The organism is Mycobacterium shigaense (assembly GCF_002356315.1).
Taxonomy (GTDB): Bacteria; Actinomycetota; Actinomycetes; order Mycobacteriales; family Mycobacteriaceae; genus Mycobacterium; species Mycobacterium shigaense.
Genome location: NZ_AP018164.1, coordinates 4,814,697 through 4,833,615 on the forward strand (window position 1 = coordinate 4,814,697; position 18,919 = coordinate 4,833,615).

At 68.6% G+C, this 18,919-nt stretch carries 17 protein-coding genes; 10 read left to right on the forward strand and 7 right to left on the reverse strand.

The features are described 5' to 3' along the window. Positions 1-256 precede the first annotated feature (256 nt). Positions 257-703 carry a hypothetical protein gene (locus MSG_RS22620; RefSeq protein WP_096443205.1) on the forward strand — a complete coding sequence of 149 codons (447 nt, stop codon included), beginning with the start codon at positions 257-259 and terminating at the stop codon, positions 701-703. Between the two features lie 24 nt (positions 704-727). On the opposite strand, the gene hsaB is transcribed toward MSG_RS22620, so the two are convergent. Genes hsaB through hsaA form a run of 4 tightly spaced genes read right to left on the reverse strand, consistent with a single transcriptional unit; the run spans position 728 to position 4,283 of the window. Further along, the gene (gene hsaB, locus MSG_RS22625; RefSeq protein ID WP_096443207.1) at positions 728-1,294 is read right to left on the reverse strand and encodes a 3-hydroxy-9,10-secoandrosta-1,3,5(10)-triene-9,17-dione monooxygenase reductase subunit; all 567 of its coding nucleotides are present in this window, start codon (positions 1,292-1,294) and stop codon (positions 728-730) included. 14 nt (positions 1,295-1,308) lie between these two features. Continuing rightward, a complete protein-coding gene (gene hsaC, locus MSG_RS22630; RefSeq protein WP_096443209.1) occupies positions 1,309-2,211 on the reverse strand; it encodes an iron-dependent extradiol dioxygenase HsaC in 903 nt (300 codons plus the stop codon). Then, entirely contained in the window at positions 2,208-3,095 is an 888-nt protein-coding gene (gene hsaD / locus MSG_RS22635) for a 4,5:9,10-diseco-3-hydroxy-5,9,17-trioxoandrosta-1(10),2-diene-4-oate hydrolase (RefSeq protein ID WP_096443211.1), read from the reverse strand. Before hsaD ends, hsaC begins: the two co-directional genes overlap by 4 nt. Before the next feature lie 3 nt (positions 3,096-3,098). Then, positions 3,099-4,283 (reverse strand): 3-hydroxy-9,10-secoandrosta-1,3,5(10)-triene-9,17-dione monooxygenase oxygenase subunit, encoded by a 1,185-nt coding sequence (gene hsaA, locus MSG_RS22640; RefSeq protein WP_096443213.1) that lies wholly within the window; start codon positions 4,281-4,283, stop codon positions 3,099-3,101. A gap of 146 nt (positions 4,284-4,429) precedes the next feature. On the opposite strand from hsaA, the gene MSG_RS22645 reads away from it, so the two are divergent. Then, on the forward strand, positions 4,430-5,512 hold the full coding sequence (locus MSG_RS22645; RefSeq protein WP_096443215.1) for a ferredoxin--NADP reductase: 1,083 nt from the start codon (positions 4,430-4,432) through the stop codon (positions 5,510-5,512). A 62-nt stretch (positions 5,513-5,574) separates the two neighbouring features. Continuing rightward, positions 5,575-6,108 carry a hypothetical protein gene (locus MSG_RS22650; RefSeq protein ID WP_096443217.1) on the forward strand — a complete coding sequence of 178 codons (534 nt, stop codon included), beginning with the start codon at positions 5,575-5,577 and terminating at the stop codon, positions 6,106-6,108. Between the two features lie 327 nt (positions 6,109-6,435). Here MSG_RS22650 and MSG_RS22655 read toward each other — a convergent pair whose 3' ends face one another. Next, positions 6,436-8,589, reverse strand: coding sequence for an acyl-CoA dehydrogenase (locus MSG_RS22655; protein ID WP_096443219.1), 2,154 nt, complete (start codon positions 8,587-8,589; stop codon positions 6,436-6,438). 274 nt (positions 8,590-8,863) lie between these two features. Here MSG_RS22655 and kstR point away from each other — a divergent pair, with 274 nt between their 5' ends. Further along, positions 8,864-9,460 (forward strand): cholesterol catabolism transcriptional regulator KstR, encoded by a 597-nt coding sequence (gene kstR / locus MSG_RS22660; protein ID WP_162899330.1) that lies wholly within the window; start codon positions 8,864-8,866, stop codon positions 9,458-9,460. On the opposite strand, the gene MSG_RS22665 is transcribed toward kstR, so the two are convergent. Next, entirely contained in the window at positions 9,461-10,540 is a 1,080-nt protein-coding gene (locus tag MSG_RS22665; protein ID WP_096443223.1) for a LacI family DNA-binding transcriptional regulator, read from the reverse strand. Positions 10,541-10,678: 138 nt separating this feature from the next. Here MSG_RS22665 and MSG_RS22670 point away from each other — a divergent pair, with 138 nt between their 5' ends. Genes MSG_RS22670 through MSG_RS22695 form a run of 6 tightly spaced genes read left to right on the forward strand, consistent with a single transcriptional unit; the run spans position 10,679 to position 16,226 of the window. After that, on the forward strand, positions 10,679-11,608 hold the full coding sequence (locus MSG_RS22670; RefSeq protein ID WP_096443224.1) for a metal ABC transporter solute-binding protein, Zn/Mn family: 930 nt from the start codon (positions 10,679-10,681) through the stop codon (positions 11,606-11,608). Next, entirely contained in the window at positions 11,595-12,422 is an 828-nt protein-coding gene (locus MSG_RS22675) for a metal ABC transporter ATP-binding protein (RefSeq protein ID WP_096443226.1), read from the forward strand. Before MSG_RS22670 ends, MSG_RS22675 begins: the two co-directional genes overlap by 14 nt. Continuing rightward, on the forward strand, positions 12,419-13,279 hold the full coding sequence (locus MSG_RS22680) for a metal ABC transporter permease (RefSeq protein WP_096443228.1): 861 nt from the start codon (positions 12,419-12,421) through the stop codon (positions 13,277-13,279). The genes MSG_RS22675 and MSG_RS22680 overlap by 4 nt, the downstream gene beginning before the upstream one ends. 16 nt (positions 13,280-13,295) lie before the next feature. Further along, on the forward strand, positions 13,296-14,054 hold the full coding sequence (locus tag MSG_RS22685; RefSeq protein WP_096443230.1) for a LamB/YcsF family protein: 759 nt from the start codon (positions 13,296-13,298) through the stop codon (positions 14,052-14,054). Further along, positions 14,054-14,971, forward strand: a complete 918-nt coding sequence (locus MSG_RS22690) for an MBL fold metallo-hydrolase (protein ID WP_096443232.1) — start codon at positions 14,054-14,056, stop codon at positions 14,969-14,971. Before MSG_RS22685 ends, MSG_RS22690 begins: the two co-directional genes overlap by 1 nt. 13 nt (positions 14,972-14,984) lie before the next feature. Next, on the forward strand, positions 14,985-16,226 hold the full coding sequence (locus MSG_RS22695) for an SLC13 family permease (protein WP_096443234.1): 1,242 nt from the start codon (positions 14,985-14,987) through the stop codon (positions 16,224-16,226). Here the strand turns inward: MSG_RS22695 and MSG_RS22700 are convergent. Beyond that, the gene (locus tag MSG_RS22700; RefSeq protein ID WP_118915697.1) at positions 16,223-18,844 is read right to left on the reverse strand and encodes a LuxR C-terminal-related transcriptional regulator; all 2,622 of its coding nucleotides are present in this window, start codon (positions 18,842-18,844) and stop codon (positions 16,223-16,225) included. The genes MSG_RS22695 and MSG_RS22700 overlap by 4 nt on opposite strands. Between the last annotated feature and the right edge of the window lie 75 nt (positions 18,845-18,919).

The following is an 18,919-nucleotide window of genomic DNA, read 5'->3' on the forward strand; positions in this document are numbered from 1 at the left end:
GCCATTGATTCCGGCAATCCGGCCATGTGCTGTGGCATACTCCGCGCTTGTTTGATATACGTCTAATACGGGGAATTCCTAGTGTGGACTTGTGCCGGTGGCCCGACCCCTCAGCGGGCCACCGGGCACTACCCAGTCGCTTTGCCGCGAGACCCATACGCAGGCGGCAGGTTCCCCGGTTGTTTTATCGCTGTCGAATACGGGGACTCCGAGTGGATACGGCCGCAGCGCAACCACTTGGACACGGGAGCCCCACATGAGCACCAGCACTTGGATTGTCATCACGGTAGTGGCAGCAGTTCTGTTGATCGTCGCCGTGGTCACGGCGATCTACCGGACCCGAAGCCGGCGGCACCGCCAGGCAGAGGAAATTCGCGAGCAGGCGAGGTTGGAGTCGGCCAACGTCGACCGCAGGGAGGCGCTGGCTCACGAGACGGCCGCCAGAGCCCGTGCCGCACAGGCCGAGGCCGAGGTCAAGGCTGCCGAGGCTGCCAGGCTGCAGGAGCGCGCCGCGGAGCATCAAAGCGAGGCCTCGGCCTCGCGCGAGCAACTTCAACAGCGCTGGGACCATGCCGACAAGATCGACCCGAAGAGCGGGAAACAACGTCGTGACGGCACCGACACCGACGAGATCACCGACGACACGGTGTGGAGTCGCGAACACGCCGACCCCGCGACCCACCCGGAGGACGTTCGGCACTGACCGCGTCGGCGCACGGACGCCGCGCTAGAGCCAGGTGTCCTGCGTCGTGGTGGTGAGAAAGGCCTCCAGGTCGTCGCGCCACTGGGCCGGTGTGGTCTTGTCCGGCTCGATGCCGGTGTATTCGCCACGGTAGAACAGCAACGGCCGCGGCTTGATCTTCGGGGCCTCCGACAGCGACTCGACCGCGCCGAACACCACGAAGTGATCGCCGCCGTCGTGCACGGATGCCACCGTGCAGTCGATGTGGGCGAGCGATCCATCGATAATGGGCGAACCGAGTTCGGATGCGTGCCAATCGATTCCGGCAAACTTGTCCGGCTCCTTGGAACCGAAGCGGGCCGAGACCTGCTTCTGGCTTTCGGTGAGCATGTTGACGCAGAACCGGCCGCTGGACTCGATGGCCTTCCAGGACCGCGACACCTTGGTCGGGCAGAACAGCACCAGCGGTGGGTCGAGCGACAGTGCCGCGAACGACTGGCAGGCGAAGCCGACCGGCACGCCGTCGTGCACGGTGGTGATGATGGTGATGCCGGTGCAGAACTGCCCCAGCACCGTGCGGAACGCGCGCGGGTCGATGGGGGCGGCAGTCATGGTCGGCCCCGAAATCAGGCTTTGAAGCCGACGCTGAAGTCGTGGCCCCACAGGCTGACCGCCGTGCTCTCCCGGGCGATCCAGTCGTCGTCTTCCACTTGCCTTCCCTCACAACCGAATTCGACATCGAATCCACCGGGTGTTTTTATGTAGAAGGACAGCATGAGGTCGTTGACGTGACGGCCCAGCGTCGCAGACATGGGCACCTTCTTGCGTAGCGCCCGGTCCAGGCACAGCCCGACGTCGTCGGCTTGCTCGACCTCGACCATCAGGTGCACGATGCCGCTAGGCGTCTGGCCGGGCATGAAGGCGAGGCTGTGGTGGCGCGGGTTGCAGCCCAGGAACCGCAGCCAGGCCGGCGGACCGTCGGCGGGCCGGCCGACCAGCTCCGGCGGTAGCCGCATCGAGTCACGTAACTTGAAGTCCAGCACATCCCGGTAGAAGTGCAGCGTCTCTGCGTCGTCGCGAGTGGTCAGCACCACGTGTCCCAGGCCCTGCTCGGAGGTGACGAACTTGTGCCCGTACGGGCTGACGACCCGGCGGTGCTCGAGGGCCGCGCCGTGGAAGACCTCCAGGCAGTTTCCGGAAGGGTCGGAGAACCGGATCATCTCGTCGACGCGGCGATCGGCCAGTTCGGCCGCAGTGGCCTCCTTGTAGGGCGTGCCCTCGATGTCGAGCCGGTTGCGGATCTCTTGCAGGCCAGCGGCGTTCGCGCATTCCCAGCCCGCTTCGATGAGCCGGTCCTGCTCGCCGGGGACGATCACCAGCCGGGCCGGGAAATCGTCCATCCGCAGGTATAGCGCACCTTCGGTGCCGCCTTTGCCCTCGATCATGCCAAGGACCTTCAGGCCGAATTCGCGCCAGGCCGCCATGTCGGTGGCCTCGATGCGCAGGTAGCCCAGCGAGCGAATGCTCATCGTGCACCTCCCAGGAAATCGATGGTGAGCTTGTTGAACTCGTCGAACTTCTCCACCTGCGCCCAGTGCCCGCACTGCCCGAAGACGTGCAACTGCGCACGCGGGATGGTCTTCAACGCGACGAGTGCGCCGTCCAGCGGGTTGACCCGGTCCTCGCGGCCCCAGATCAGCAGCACCGGCTGGCGCAGCCGGTGCACCTCGCGCCACATCATGCCGAGCTCGAAATCGGCTCCGGCAAAAGACATTCCCATTGCCCGCGTCGCGGTCAGCGATTCGGGCGTGCTCGCCAACTCGAAACGCTGCTCGATCAACTCGGGCGTGATGAGCTTCTGATCGTAGACCATGACGCGCAGAAACGCCTCGAGGTTCTCGCGCGTGGGCTCCGCCGAGAACTTGCCCAGCCGCTTGACGCCCTCGGTCGGATCGGGGGCGAACAGGTTGACGCTCACCCCGCCGGGTCCCATCAGCACCAGTCGGCCTGCCTTGTCCGGGTAGTCGAGCGCGAACCGCACCGCGGTGCCCCCGCCCAGCGAATTGCCCACCAGCGGAACGCGTCCCAGGCCCAGCTGATCGAAAAGACCCGCCAGCGCACGGGCCGCGTAGTGGTTGAACTGCCCGTGTTCGGCGCGCTTGTCGGAGTGGCCGTAGCCGGGCTGATCGACCGCCAGCACGTGAAACCGCTCCGCCAGCACCGGGATGTTGCGCGAGAAGTTCGTCCAGCTCGCCGCGCCCGGACCGCCGCCGTGCAACAGCACGACCGTCTGCTCGTTGCCTACCCCAGCCTCGTGATAGTGCAGCTTGAGCGGCCCGTCCACCTCCACCTCCGCGAAGCGCGAGGTGGACTCGAATGTCAGTTCCTCGGTCTTGGAATCGGTTGCCGCCATCGGCTAGACCATGGTGTCGCCGGGCGGCAGCCCGAACTCGTTGTTCCCGAAGATCTGGTAGGCCCGCTCGGGGTCGTTGGCCGCGTGCACCCGCCCGGCGTGCGCGTCGCGCCAGAACCGTTGCACCGGTTGATCATTGCCCAGCGCCGTGGCGCCGGACGCCTCGAACAACCGGTCGATCGAGGCGATCGCGCGACCGGTGGCGCGAACCTGGTCGCGCCGTGCCCGGGCGCGCAGTTCGAACGGGATCTCCTTGCCGGCCGCCAGCAGCGCGTACTCGTCGGCGACGTTGCCGCTCAGCTGGCGCCACGCGGCGTCGATGTCGCTGGCCGCCTCGGCGATGCGGACCTTGGCAAACGGGTCGTCCTTGGCCTTTTCCCCGGCGAACGCGGCGCGCACCCGCTTGCCCTGGTGCTCGACGTGGGCGTCGTAGGCGCCGTAGGCCATCCCGACGATAGGCGCCGAGATTGTGGTGGGATGCATTGTGCCCCAAGGCATCTTGTAGACCGGTGCGGTGTTGGTCTGGTAGCCGCCCGCGGTGCCGTCGTTCATCGCTTTGTAGGACAGGAACCGGTGCCGCGGCACGAAGACGTCCTTGACGACGACGGTGTTGCTGCCGGTGCCCTTCAGCCCGACCACGTGCCACACGTCGTCGATGCGGTAATCGCTGATGGGAATGAGGAAGCTGCCGAAGTCGACGGGGCGACCGTCCTTGATGACGGGCCCGCCGAGGAACGCCCACGTGGCGTGGTCGCATCCGGACGACCAGTTCCACGAACCGTTGACCAGGTAGCCGCCGTCGACGGCCTCGCCGGCACCCATCGGGGCGTACGACGACGAGACGCGGGTCCTGGGGTCCTCGCCCCAGACGTCTTCCTGGGCCTGCTGGTCGAACAGCGCCAGGTGCCAGTTGTGCACCCCGATGATGGAGCTCACCCAACCGGTCGAACCGCACGCGCTGGCGATCCGGCGCACCGCCTCGTAGAACAGCGCTGGGTCGCACTGCAGGCCGCCCCATTGCGCGGGCTGCAGCAGGGTGAAGAACCCGACCTCGTCGAGCTGCTGGACGGTCTCGTCGGGTAGCCGGCGCAGATCCTCGGTCAGCTGGGCGCGCTCGGCAATCTGCGGCAGCAGATCATCGATCCCAGCCAACACCGACTGCGCGTCACGCTGTTGAATGGACGTCACTTACCTTTGCCTCCTGGACTGCGGACTTAACACTGAGACTAGAACACGTTCCGATTTGTGTCGAGCAGGGTATGCCTGCGGCTGGTAGCGGTACGAATCGGGTTTTCTATAACATGTTCTAGTTGTGACGAAAGGAGGGGCCGGTCTTGACGGATGCGATTCCCGACGAACCGCTCGGCGACCACGTCCTTGAACTGCAGATCGCCGAGGTCGTCGACGAGACCGACGACGCGCGGTCCCTGGTGTTCGCGGTGCCGGACGCCGCCGGCGACCCCGACATCCCGCCCGAACGGCTGCGTTACGCGCCCGGCCAGTTCCTGACGTTGCGCATCCCCAGCGACCGCACCGGCTCGGTGGCGCGTTGCTACTCCCTGTGCAGCTCGCCGTTCACCGACGACGCACTGACCGTCACCGTCAAACGCACCGCCGACGGCTACGCGTCGAACTGGCTGTGCGACCACGCCCAGGCGGGCATGCGGATCCACGTGCTGGCCCCCTCGGGGACCTTCGTGCCCAAGACGCTCGACGACGACTTCCTGCTGCTGGCCGCCGGCAGCGGGATCACCCCCGTGCTGTCGATCTGCAAGTCGGCGCTCGCCGAAGGCAGCGGGCAGGTGACGCTGGTCTACGCCAACCGCGACGAGCGCTCGGTGATCTTCGCCGACGCGCTGCGCGAGTTGTCGGCGAAATACCCCGACCGGCTGACCGTGGTGCACTGGCTGGAGTCGGTGCAAGGACTGCCGGGGGCGACCGCGCTGGCGAAGCTGGCCGCGCCGTTCACCGATCGGCATGCCTTCATCTGCGGCCCCGGGCCGTTCATGGATGCCAGCCGCCAGGCCCTTGAGACGCTCAAAGTGCCTGCGGCGCAAATACATATCGAGGTGTTCAAATCGCTGGACTCCGATCCGTTCGCCGCGATCACGATCGAGGACACCGCCGAGGGCGACGAGCCACCGGCGACCGCGATCGTCGAGCTGGACGGCGAAACCCACACCATCTCCTGGCCGCGCAACGCCAAGCTGCTCGACGTCTTGCTCGCCAAGGGCCTCGATGCGCCGTTCTCCTGCCGCGAGGGTCACTGCGGCGCGTGTGCCTGCACCCTACGCAAAGGCAAGGTCAACATGGAGGTCAACGACGTCCTCGAGCAGGAGGATCTCGACGACGGCCTGATTTTGGCCTGTCAATCTCACCCGGAATCTGATTCGGTAGAAGTCACCTACGACGATTAGTCGCGGAGTTAAGTTCGAACCCGAGGTCTGCTCGGTGCGCGGGTAACGGTAAGGGGAGCCAGATGAAGCGGCTAGCCGCGGGGTTTGCGGTCGTCGGACCGCTGCTGATGGTGTCGCCGGTGCCGACCGGCACGGCGGCCAGCAACACCGCGACCACCCTGTTCCCGCTGGACGGCCCCAACCAGCTCGAGACGCATGTGACCCTCAACTGCTTCCAGAGCGACGGCCACTGCGACTTCACCGCGGGCGCCGACCTGCGCACGCCCGACGGTGTGACCGGCTTCCCGCCCGGCCTGTGGGCGCGCCAGACGACCGAGATCCGGTCGTCGGACCGGATGGCCTACCTGGACGCACACGCCGACGGCCAGTACGAGCGGGTCATGAAATCGATGGGCAAAGACGAGATCACCACGATCTACCTGGGCGAGGGCCCGCCCGACAAGTACCAGACGACCGGCCGCATCGACTCCACCAGCTGGCAGACGGGGCAGCCCAAGACCGACAGCAACGTCATCACCTGCGCCCACATTCAGGTGGTTTACTCCGGCGTCAACGTCACCTCGCCGAGCACCTGCGCGATCACGACGTTCTCCTAGGGGCGCGAGCCGGCAAATCCGCAGGCAAAGTGCGGGTAAAGGCCTGCGGGATTACCGGCTCGGCGGGACGATGGTGGTTCCATCGGGTCGCCGGCCCGCGGCGACACCTAGGGTTGTGGCCCCGTTGGGGCGTCCACACCGGGGTAGATCGGCTGGCACCAACGCTGCGTTCGTAACGCGTCATTGATCCGCTCGCGACCGCTCGCTGCCGATGAACACCATCTGCATGCGCACATAGTGGCATCAGTGGCCGACACGCCGCCGAGACTGTTGATCCGCAAACTAAGTACGAGTAGAGGTCTGCAGATTTACCGGGTCGACATGTTGCTAGCGGGGCAGGCCGAGGAGCCGCTCGGCGGCAACCGTGAGCAGGATCTGCTCGGTGCCGCCGGCGATCGTGAGGCAGCGGGTGTTGAGGAAGTCGAAGACAGCCCGGTCGCCGTCCGCCCGGCGGTCGACGAGCCCACCCCCCTCGGCCACGTCCATCGTGAATTCGGCCAGCGCCTGCCGGTAGCGGACACCGATCAGCTTGCGCACGCTGGATTGCGCGCCGGGGTCCTGCCCGCCGACGGCGAGCTGGGCGATGCGCTGGTCGAGCAGCGCGCCCGTCTGCGCCAGGACGATCAGGCGGGCGAGGCGGTCCTGCTCGGCGACATCGAGATCCCTTGCCGCGAGCAGCGTCAGCAGCTCCTCCATCGGGTTGCCCAGCGCGGTCCCGTTGGCCATCGCGACGCGTTCGTTGGCCAGCGTGGTCCGCGCCAGCCGCCAGCCGTCGTTGACCGTGCCGACCACCATCTCGTCGGGCACAAACACGTTGTCCAGAAAGACCTCGTTGAACAGCGAGTCGCCGGTGATCTCCCGCAGGGGTCGAATCTCGATGCCGGGGGACTTCATGTCGACCAGGAAGTAGGTGATGCCTTTGTGTTTCGGGGCGTCGGGATCGGTGCGCGCCAGGCACACCCCCCAGCGAGCCTTGTGCGCCGCGGACGTCCATACCTTCTGTCCGGTCAGCAGCCAGCCGCCTTGCGAGTCGTCTCGCGCCGCCTTGGTGCGCAGCGACGCCAGGTCTGACCCGGCCCCCGGCTCGGAAAACAGTTGGCACCAAAGGAATTCGCCGCGCAGCGTGCCCGGCACGAACTGCTCGATCTGTTCGGGGGTGCCGTGCTCGAGGATGGTCGGCGCCGCCCACCAGCCGATGACCAGGTCCGGTCGTTCGACGCCGGCCGCGGCCAGCTCCTGATCGATCAGCAGCTGCTCGGCCGGGGAGGCGGCGCGCCCGTACGGCTTCGGCCAGTGCGGCGCCTGCAGGCCCGCCTCGGCAAGTGCGATCTGCCGCTTTTCGACTGGCAGCGCGGCGATCTCGGCGACGGCCGCGGCAATCTCGGCGCGCTGGCTCTCGACCTCGGTGAGATCGACGCTAAGGCGGCGTCGCACGCCGTCCTGCGTGAGCGCCGTGATGCGGCGCAACCAGCGCTCGGCGCCGCCCAGGTACCTGCCGATGGAGTGCGCCCGGCGCAGGTACAGATGCGCGTCGTGCTCCCAGGTGCAGCCGATGCCGCCGAGGACCTGGATGCAGTCCTTGACGTTGGCCTTCGCCGCGGTGATGCCGACGCCGGCGGCCAGCGCGGCGGCGATGGAGAACTGGTCGGCATCGCCGGAATCGCCCGCGGCGCGGGCGGCGTCGGCCGCGGCCACCTCGGACTGCTCGGCGCGGCACAGCATCTCCGCGCACAGGTGTTTGATGGCCTGGAAGCTGCCGATCGGCCTCCCGAATTGCTCACGCACCTTGGCGTAGGCGACCGCGGTGTCCAACGACCATCGGGTCACGCCCGCCGCCTCGGCGGCCAGCACCGTCGCGGCCAGTTCCTCGACCCGCCGCCCTGGCGCCCCGATCACGGTCGCCGGCGCCGACGTCAGGACCACCCGGGCCAGCGGCCGGGAGAAGTCGGCGGCCCGCAACGGCTCGACCTGGACGCCGTCGCTCCCGGCGTCGACCAGCACCCACTGCCCGCCGGCGGGCAGCAGCAGCACGGCGCCGTCCGTGGCGCCCAGCACGAAATCGAGGGTGCCTGACGCCGAGCCGCCGTCGAACTGCACGTCACCTTCGAGCGCGAGCCCGGCGAACCGCTCGCCGGATGCGAGCGCGGCCAACAATTCGGGATCGTCGACCACCAGGGTGGCCAGCGCCGTGGTGGCGATCGGCCCCGGGACCAGCGCCTTGGCGGCCTCCTCCACCATCGCGCATAGATCGCCGATGCTGCCGCCGGCGCCACCGGCGTCCTCGGGCACGGCGACGCCGAAGATTCCCAGGTCGGCGAAACGGGCGAAGACCGGCCGCCAGGCGTCGGTCTCACCGGACTCCCAGCCCTGCTCGACCTCGCGAATCGCCGAGGTACCACCAGGCCCCGAGTTCGTGTTGCGGGCCCAGTCGCGCACCAACTCGCGTGCCGCAAACTGTTCGTCGGTGACGGTCGCTACCACCTGAAGCCCTCCGGGTCGGTGAATACATCGTGACGATAAGGGGCGCTATTGCGCACTAGAACGTGTTCTAATAGTGCCAGCGGTTGACCGTCAAGTCGAATGTCGTTGCAGCAGGACAGGTCGTTGTCTTGGCCGGACGGAGGTGGGAAATTCACGCTCGGCTTGGTTATCGTTTGCGGACGGACCGCCCGGAAAAGGAGCAACGCGCCAGATGTCGACAGCGAACACCAACTCCGGCCGCGCTTCTGACTCGCAGCCTCGTGAGGTCCTGAACGTGGCGGTTTTGGCCGAGTCCGAACTCGGCTCGGAGGCTCAACGGGAGCGCCGCAAGCGCATCCTGGACGCCACCATGGCCATCGCCTCCAAGGGCGGCTACGAGGCGGTTCAGATGCGTGCGGTGGCCGATCGGGCCGACGTCGCGGTAGGGACGCTGTACCGCTACTTCCCGTCGAAGGTGCACCTGCTGGTGTCGGCGCTGGGTCGGGAATTCAGCCGCATCGACGCCAAAACGGACCGCTCCCCGGTAGCCGGCGGCACACCGTTCCAGCGGCTGAACTTCATGGTCGGCAAACTCAATCGCGCGATGCAGCGCAACCCGCTACTGACCGAGGCGATGACTCGCGCCTACGTGTTCGCCGACGCGTCGGCGGCCAGCGAGGTCGACCAGGTCGAAAAGCTCATCGATTCGATGTTCGCGCGCGCCATGAGCGACGGCGAACCGACCGAGGACCAGTACCACATCGCCCGGGTGATCTCGGACGTCTGGTTGTCGAACCTGCTGGCGTGGCTCACCCGGCGGGCGTCGGCCACCGACGTGAGCAAGCGGCTGGACCTGGCGGTGCGGCTGCTGATCGGCGACCAGAATTCCTAGCTAGCCGGGCGGCCCCGCGGTGCGCCCCCGGATCAATTCGGTTTCCAGCAGTTCGACGACCGGTAGCCCCGACCGGGGCGGCTGCAACAGCAGCTCGCCCGCCCGCTGCCCCTTGCGCAGGCTGGGCTGCGCGACGGTGGTCAAGCCGCGGCTGATGGCCTCCGGCACACCGTCGAAACCGGTGACGCTCATCTGGCCGGGCACGTAAATGCCATGTGCGCGAAGGTAATCCATCGCAGACAACGCGAGGATGTCCGCCGTGCACATCAGGGCGGTGATGCGCGGATTCGCCTGTAGCGCCACCTTGGCGGCCTCGCCACCGGACTCGGGTAGGTGCTCGTAGCTTTCCACCACGGTCAGCGAATCGGGATCCACACCGGCGGCCGTCATCGCGTCCCACACGCCGACGATGCGTTCGCGCTGGACGTCGAACTTCAGCGACCGCAGCCGATCGGCGTCCGCCAGGGCTTGGCGGCGATCCCGGCCCAGCCGCATGGTCAGCAACCCGATTTCGCGATGGCCCAGACCCAGGACGTAGTCGGCCAACGCGCGCATCGCGGCCCGGTCGTCGATCCCGACGCGCGACACCCCCGCGAGCCCTTTCGGCTGGTCGACCACCACGACGGGCAGGCGCCGCTGCAGCACCGCCTGCAGGTAGGGGTCGTCGTCGCAGACCGAATACACCACGAAGCCGTCGACTCCGGCGCCCAGGACCGCGGCGCTGCCGTCCTCCAGGCTCCGGCTGGGCCCCACGGCGACCAGCAGCAGCCCCTGCCCCAGCTCTTCGCAGGACTGCGCCACTCCCGCGACGAAATCCCGCGCCGCCGGGTCGCTGAAGAAGTAGGTCAGCGGTTCGGCCATCACCAAGCCCACCGCGCCGGCCTTGCGGGTGCGCAACGATCGCGCGACGGGATCCGGTCCGGGGTAGCCCAGTCGCTTGGCCGTCGCAAGGATCCGCTCGCGCAGGTCGTGCGAGAGCTGATCGGGGCGATTGAAGGCGTTGGAGATGGTGGTGCGCGAAACCTTGAGCTCGGCTGCCAGCGACGCCAAGGTTGCGTGCCGTCGCGATATGGGGCTCACGTTCGGTGACGCTACCGCGCCGCCGGGCGCACGCCCTACCAGGCGACTTCCTAATGGAAACGATTTTCATTAGTATCGAGATGACGCTGGACTCGCGCAGCATCGAATCGCACCGGCGAATTACCGAAATGGGACACGATGGCACTTGTCAGGGTGACGCGTTGGCTGTCGATCGTCGCCATCGGCGCGACCGCGCTGACGGGCTGCGGGGGCTCGGGCACTTCGGACTCGGGAGCGCACGCGGGCGCCATCACCGTCGTGGCATCCACCGACGTGTGGGGCAGCGTTGTCCATGCCGTCGCCGGCGACCACGCGACCGTCAAGTCCATCCTGTCCGGCGGCACCGTCGATCCGCACACCTACCAGGCCACCCCGTCCGACGCCGCCGCCCTCGGCGAGGCGTCGCTGGTCGTCTACAACGGCGGCGGCTACGACGGCTGGGTCGAGGACGTGCTGGCCCGCAATTCCAAGATCAAGCCCATCGACGCCTTCTCATTCCTGCCCAACGCCGGCGACGAACACGCCCCCAACGAGCACGTCTTCTATAACGTGGCTGTCGCGAAGTCGGTGGCCACCGCCGTCGGCGACCGGCTCGCGACGATCGACCCGGCCAACGCCGCGGACTATCGGGCCAATGCCGTCGCATTCGGCCGCGGTGCCGACGCCATCGCGGACACCGAGCGTTCGATCGACACCACCTTTGCGCACACCTCGGTGGTCTCGACCGAACCGGTCGCGTTCTACCTGCTGCAGGCCACGGGCCTGGCGGATCGGACCCCGGCCGCGTTCTCCAAGGCCAACGAGAACGGGACCGACCCCTCGCCCGCCGACATGGCATTCGTCCTCGACCTCATCGATCAACGACGGGTCGCGGCGGTGCTGATCAATCCCCAGACGTCCACCCCGGCGATCAACAACCTGCGGGACTCGGCCAAGCGCGCCGGGGTGGGGGTGACCAACGTGGCCGAGACCCTGACCGCCGGCACCGACTACCTGACCTGGCAACGCAATACGGTCAACGGCCTGCTCGACGCGTTGCGGTCCAGCCAGGGCAATGTCCGTCATTGACACCCCAGTCGAGACGCTCGATCGCCAGCCACCGGCCGTCTCGCTCACCGGCGCCCGGCTGGCGTTCGGTGATCGGGTGCTTTGGGACCACCTCGACCTGTCGGTCTCGCGCGGGGAGTTCATCGCGGTGCTCGGACCCAACGGCACCGGCAAGACCTCACTGCTCAGGGTGCTGCTCGGACAGCTGCCGCTCAGCGCCGGCGCCGCGCTGGTCAACGACCGGGAGGTCACCGCAGGCGGCGGGCATATCGGCTATGTGCCGCAACACCGCCCGATCGACCGCGAGGTGATGCTGCGTGGGAGCGACCTGGTTCGGCTGGGCGTCGACGGACACCGCTGGGGGTGCCTGCCGCTGCGCTCAGCCGGCCGGCACCGCCGCCGCGAGGCCGTACAGCGCGCCCTGCAGCAGGTCAACGGCGAGCAGCTGGCCGACGTCCGGGTCGGCGTGATGTCGGGCGGAGAGCTGCAACGGGTGCGCGTCGCCCAGGCGCTGGCCAGCGACCCCATGCTGCTGTTGTGCGACGAACCGCTGTTGGCGTTGGACCCCGCCAACGCCAAACTCGTTGCCGCACTGATCAATCGGCGTCGGCGTGAGGCGAACACCACGGTCATCCTGGTCACCCACGAGATCAACACGATCCTGCCGTACGTGGACCGGGTGCTGTACCTGGTCGACGGCCGCTTCCGGATCGGCACCGTCGAGCAGGTGATGACGACCGAGACGCTGTCGATGCTCTACCGGGCCGACATCCAGGTGGTGCAGGTCAACGATCGCTACGTCGTCGTCGGCGAGGACAGCGGGCACCCGCTATGAACTCGCAGCTCGACGCCATCCTGCACAATCTGTTCGCCTTCGACGTCACCGCGCATCTGCTCGGCCACGACTTCGTCCGGCAGGCGCTCGCGGCCGGCGCCCTGCTGGGGCTCGTCGCGGGGTTGATCGGGCCGTTCATCGTGATGCGCCAGATGTCGTTCGCCGTGCACGGCTCCAGCGAATTGTCGCTGACCGGCGCTGCATTCGCGCTGCTGGTCGGGTTCGACGTCGGCTGGGGCGCGCTGATCGGCAGCGCGCTGGCGGCCGCGCTGTTCGGCATCCTCGGGCAGCGAGTCCGGGAGCGCGACTCGGTCACCGGCGTGGTGCTCGCGTTCGGCCTGGGTCTGGCGGTGCTGTTCATCTACCTCTACCCGGGCCGCACGTCGACCAGTTTCGCGTTGCTGACCGGCCAGATCGTCGGGGTGGGCTACTCCGGGCTGGCGATGCTCGGGCTGGTGTGCCTGCTGGTCGTCGCCGTCCTGTTGGTCTGCTACCGCCCGCTGCTGTTCGCCACCGTCGATGCCGAGGTCGCCGCCGCCCGCGGCGTTCCGGTGCGCGCCCTCGGCGTCGTGTTCGCCGCGCTGGTGGGCGTGGTCGCCGCGCAGGCCGTGCAGATCGTCGGGGCGCTGCTGGTGATGTCGCTGCTGATCACACCGGCGGCCGCGGCGACCCGGGTGGTGAACGCGCCGGCGGCGGCGATCGTGGCGTCGGTGATCTTCGCCGAGGTTGCCGCGGTCGGAGGAATCGTGTTGTCGCTGGCGCCCGGCGTTCCGGTGTCGGTTTTCGTCGCGACGATCTCGTTTCTGATCTACCTGGGCTGCTGGGCGCTGGGACGGCGTCGGGCGGTGAGCACCTAGCTCATAAGCTGGGCGGGTGGCCGATATCGATCTCAACGCCGACTTGGGCGAGAGCTACGGCGTCTGGCGCCTCGGCGACGACGACGCCATGCTCGAGATCATCACCAGTGCCAGCGTCGCGTGCGGCTTTCACGCGGGCGATCCCGCCGGCCTGTTGCGAGTCTGCCGCTCGGCCGCCGAACACGGGGTGCGCATCGGCGCCCAAGTCAGCTATCCCGACCTGGCCGGTTTCGGCAGGCGCTTCATCGACGTCGCGCCCGACGACCTGGTCGCCGACGTCGTCTATCAGATCGGTGCATTGCGGGCGATCTCGCATGCGGCCGGCTCTACGGTTTCCTACGTCAAACCCCATGGGGCGCTGTACAACACGCTCGTCACCAACCGCGAGCAAGCCGCCGCGGTGGCCGAGGCGGTACGGCTGGTGGACACCGCCCTGCCGGTGGTGGGCATGACGGGCTCGGTGTTCTTCGAGGAGGCCGCCGGACGCGGCCTGCGCACGGTGGCCGAGGCATTCGCCGATCGCGCCTACCAGCCGGACGGTCGGCTGGTGTCGCGGCGCGAACCCGGTGCGGTGCTGCACGACCCGGGGCAGATCGCCGCGCGCGTGGTGACGATGGTGAGTGCGGGACAGGTCACCGCAATCGACGGCACCCTGATCGATGTCAGCGTGGAATCGGTGTGCGTGCACGGTGATTCGCCGAACGCGGTGCAGATCGCGGCCGCGGTACGCGATCAGATCAGCGCCGCCGGCATCGAGCTCAGGCCGTTTCACTGATGCGCCTGCGACTCGGCCGGCCCGACATCGCCCGCTACGCGGACCGGTTCGACGTGCCCGGCGCCGAGACCGGGCCGCCCTCGGTGACGTGGCTGGGCGTGGCAACCCTGCTGATCGACGACGGTTCGTCCGCGCTGATGACCGACGGCTACTTCTCCCGCCCGAGCCTGGCCCGGATCGCGGCCGGGAAGCTCACGCCGTCGGCGGCGCGGGTCGACGGCTGCCTGGCGCGTGCGAAGGTGTCGCGCCTGGCCGCCGTCATCCCCGTGCACACACATGTCGACCACGTGATGGATTCGGCACTGGTGGCCGACCGTACTGGCGCACAACTAGTCGGTGGCGAGTCGGCCGCCAATGTCGGGCGTGGATACGGGCTGCCCGAAGACCGCCTGGTGGTGGCGCGATCAGGTGAGCCAATCGAGTTGGGCGCCTACGACGTAACGCTGGTCGAGTCACACCACTGCCCACCCGACCGCTTCCCCGGCGTGATCGGCGCGCCGCTGACACCGCCGGTGCCGGTGTCGGCCTACCGTTGCGGGGAACCGTGGTCGACGCTGATTCACCACCGGCCGTCGGGCCGGCGGCTGCTGATCCAGGGCAGCGCCGGTTTCGTCTCCGGCGCGTTGCGCGGCCGGCACGCCGATGCCGTCTACCTGTCCGTCGGACAGCTGGGCCTGCAATCGCGCGCCTATCTGGACGAGTACTGGAGCGAGACCGTGCGCGCGGTGGGGGCGAGCCGGGTGATCGTCATTCACTGGGACGACTTCTTCCGCCCGCTGTCAAAGCCGTTGCGGGCCTTGCCGTATGCCGTCGACGACCTGGACGTGTCCATCCGCGTCCTCGATGAGCTGGCCGCCGCCGACGATATCAGGCTGCACTTTCCGACATTGTGGCAGCGCGAAAACCCTTGGAAGTGAAGCGGTTCAAACCTTGATACTGACCGTCGCGCTGCTGCTGCTTGCCGTCGTGCTCGCCTTTGCCATCGCCCGGCCACGGGGCCTGCCGGAGGCGCTGGCCGCGGTCCCGGCCGCGCTCATCCTGATCGCGATGGGCGCAATCACCCTGCACCAGGCCGCGAAACAGGTCGTCGAACTGTGCGGTGTCGTCGGGTTTTTGGGCGCGGTGCTGGTGCTGGCCAAGTTGTGCGACGACGAGGGACTGTTCGAGGCCGCCGGGGCGGTGATCGCGCGGGTCCCCGGCGGGTCGCACGGCCTGCTGCGGCAGGTGTTCGTCATCGCCGCCACGATCACGGCGGTCCTGAGCCTCGACGCCACCGTGGTGCTACTGACTCCGGTGGTGTTGGCGGCCGTGCGGCGATTGCGAACGCCGGTGCGGCCCTACGCCTATGCCACGGCTCACCTGGCCAACGGCGCGTCGCTGTTGCTGCCGGTGTCGAACCTGACCAACCTGCTGGCCTTTCACACGGCAGGAGTTTCCTTCACCAAGTTCACACTGGCGATGGCGCTGCCGTGGCTGGCCACGGTCGCCGCGCTGTATGTGGTCTTCCGGTGGTTCTTCGCCGGCGAGCTGCGGGTGGTCCCCGACCCCGAGGAGCTCGGGCCGCCGCCGCGACCGCCGGTCTTCGTTCTGGTGGTCGTGGGGCTGACGCTCGTGGGCTTCACGTTCTGCCAATCGATCGGGGTCGCACCGGCCTGGGTGGCGGCGGCCGGTGCGACGGTGCTGGGAGTGCGCAGCCTGAGCCGCGGACACACCTCGGTGCTGGAGATCGCACGCTCGATGCAGCTGTCGTTTCTGGTGTTCGTGCTGGCGCTGGGCGTGGTGGTGCAGGCGGTCACGCTGAACGGCATGGACAGGGCGATGTCTGCGGTGCTGCCGACCGGGTCGAGCCTGCCTGCGTTGCTCGGGATCGCGGCGGTGGCAGCCCTGCTGGCCAACGTCGTCAACAACCTGCCCGCCACGCTGGTCTTGCTGCCCCTGGTCGCACCCGGCGGTCCGGTGGCGATTCTGGCGGTGCTGATCGGAGTCAACATCGGACCCAACCTCACTTACGTGGGCTCCCTGTCGAACCTGCTGTGGCGGCGGGTGCTGCGTCAGCACGACGTCGAGGCCGGCGTCGGCGAGTACACCCGGCTCGGCTTGTGCACCGTGCCGGCGGCATTGGTGGTGGCCGTCGTCGCGCTCTGGGGGTCCGCGCGGTTGCTCGGCCTCTAGGGGCCGGAGCGGATGATTGACGCGAGTTCCTCGCGCGACTGCGCCCCCACCCGCTGGCAGGCCCGATACACGTGACCCTCCACGGTGCGCACCGACATCACCAGTTTCTCGGCGATCTCCCGGTTGGACAGGCCGGCCACCACGAGCTCGACGACGTCGCGCTGGCGACCCGACAACTTCAGGCCCGTCGGCGTGTGCAGCGCCGGGGTGTGCAAGCCGCCGCATTCGTCGGCCAGCTCCCTGGCCAATGCCGCCGCGTAGAGCCCGCGGCGATGGTGCTGGCCCTCGTCGAAGACGACGCAGGCCTGCGCCGCGGCGTCGGCGGCCGCGACCCGATCACCGATCCGGCGGTAGGCCGCCGAGGCCGCCAACAACCCTTCACCGTCCCGGGCCGAGAGCGCTTCCGCATGCGATGCGACGGCGTCGGCCAGTGGCAGCGACAACAGGCCGGCCAGCTCCCGGGCCCGCGCGGCCCGCGCGACATCGCCCCACTGCGCCGCCGCCTGGATGCAGGCCAGCTCGTGCGTGGGCTGGCCGCGTTCGCGGGCAAGCCGCGCCGCCTCCCCCACGCCGGCCACGGCCTCGCCCAGCCGGCCGCCGGCCGCCATCGCCCACCCTTCGGCCAGCGACAGGGCGGTGTGCATGAACAGAAAGTCGGCGGGCACACAGGATCGGGCGCCGACAACCGCCTCGCCGGCCTCGCCGGCATGCCCGAGCTTGGCGTGCGCCTCGGCCAGCGCGAAGTAGCTCGCTGGCCGCAAACCCGTTGTGATGGAGTGCATTTCCACTCCCGCCACCGACTCGTGCACCAGCCGGGCCGCCTCGGCGACGGCACCGCGGGCCAGCTCGGCGTTGCCCGACAGCAGGGCCAGGTTGGCATAGGCCAAGCCCGGAATGTCGCGGGACGCGTCGGCCAGTTGCGTTGCCGTGCTGACGAATTCGTCGATCCGCCCGGTCAGTCGGCAGGCACGCCCGTAGACGGCACCGAACCAGAATCGCAGGTGCGACGCCTGGAAGGAGGTCGTGGCGCGCCGCAACACCTGCTCGGCCACGCCGGGAAGCTCGTCGACCTGGCCTAGCGCCCCCATCGCCATGATCAGCGCCAGCGACGCCATCATGGTGTGGAAGCCGGGCAGCTCGGGGCGGCTCAGCGCGGCACGGGCGTTTTCGGATGCGAGTCCGCAGCGTGCCGCGACCGCATCCAGGCAGGCCTGCACGGCCAACCGTTCCGCCCGCTGCGCCGGGGTCTCCGGCCCGGCGGCGAGACGGTTCAGGATTCCCGCCGCCTCCTTGGGGTCGAAGAGATTCCACATCAGGTTGGCCGCCCGCACGGTCGCCCAGTGATGACCGTCGGGCAGGTCGCAATCGGCCATCGCGCGCAGCGCCGCCTCGGCCGGTTCGCCGCGCCCCAGCAGCGCGAGGTTCATGGCGCGCACCCCCGCCGCCTCCGGCGCGCCGGCTTGCGCCGCCGCGGTGGCGAACCGGTCGGCAAGATCCAGGTCCAGCAGCGTCATCGCGTGCCGCGCCGCTTCCAGGTACAGCCCGGGGTCGGGGTCGAGATCGGATTCCAGGCGCAGCAGCGCGCGGCGCACGGTGGCCTGCATGTCGGTGTCGCCGTCGTCACCTAGCCGCGTCGCCAGCCGACCCCGGATCTCCGACAGGTACAGCTCGCCGGCGCTCGCGCGGCGCAGCTCACCGAACAGCGGATGGGCCAGCCGGGCCGTCAGCCCGGCGCCGGTGCGTTCGACGTTCACCAGGCCCATCCGCTCGGCAGCAGCCAGGTCGCCGCGACGCGCCAGATCGCACAGCACCTCCACGGCCAGCGGCTCACACTGCGACAACGTGTCGATCACCATCGCCAGCTGCGGGCTGAGCCGGCCCATCTGACGGCTCACCGTGTCGGACAGGCTTGCGGAGACCGCGACGTCGCCGTCCCACATCCAGACGCCGGCCGTTTTGCGCATCCGCCCGGCGGCCACCTGATCGGCCAGCAGCTGCCGCAGGAAGAGGGCGTTGCCGCCGGTCAACTTCTGAAACCGGGTCGCGCTGCGCGCGTCGACCGGGCCGTCCAGCTTGCTCTCGATGATCTCGCGGGTCGCGGCAGCCGAAAGTGGTTGAAGGTCAATCCTTTCCAGCAGTCCATCTTTCCACAACGCCGTGATCGCATCCGGTTCGTCACTGCCGGTGCGCAGAGTCACGACCAGCCGCACCCCACCGCACTGCGCGAGCTGGTGCACGACCAGCGCGGACAGGCCGTCCAGCAGGTGCGCATCGTCGACCCCGACCAACACCCTGCGCTGATGTTGCTGTGCGACAAAGGAATTGATGACGCGCCGCACGTCGTTCAGCGGATCTGACTGTGCCTTGTTCAAGGCTTCGGTCATCGCCCCGAGGAACGCCCCCAGCGGCAACGCCTGCGCGGAACCGGTGCCGACGATCCATTTGGTCCGCTCCCCCGACTCCTCGGCGCGGCGCAGGACCTCCTGGGCGAGCCAGGTCTTGCCCACACCGGCGGCCCCGGCGATCACCACGCCGGCGTGGTTGCGGCCCACATTGAGGGCGCGGCGAATGATCCCCAATTCGCTCTCTCGCCCGGCCAGCGGCTCGGCGCCGATCACTCGGTGACTATATCCAGGCGCGGGCGTTGCCCGGGAGGCTTTGTCTCCCGTTTCGGCGACGAGTTGTGTACTAGT